General features: G+C 36.0%; 1 rRNA gene. It reads left to right on the plus strand.

Annotated elements, in window-relative coordinates:
• Positions 1-87, plus strand: a 5S ribosomal RNA gene (gene rrf / locus CD129_RS11940); the annotation flags it as partial.
• Positions 88-286 lie beyond the last annotated feature (199 nt).

The raw sequence follows: 286 nt of genomic DNA on the forward strand, positions 1-286 counted from the left end.
CTGTTCCCATGCCGAACACAGAAGTTAAGCTCTTTAGCGCCGATGGTAGTTGGGCTTACGTTCCGCGAGAGTAGGACGTTGCCGGGCAAAATTCAATTTTGACCCTTGGGTCTTTTTTTCTTGAAAAAGTTGAAAATAAATTGAATTAAGTATTGACACAAGATAATAAAGAGAGTATAATTGTTTCTTGTGAGACAAAATGAACATTGAAAACTGAATGACAATATGTCAACGTTAATTCCAATAATTGAGTACTTATAGTACTTCAAAGAGTGATTGGCTTAAC

Source organism: Mammaliicoccus fleurettii, assembly GCF_003970575.1.
Classification (GTDB): domain Bacteria; phylum Bacillota; class Bacilli; order Staphylococcales; family Staphylococcaceae; genus Mammaliicoccus; species Mammaliicoccus fleurettii.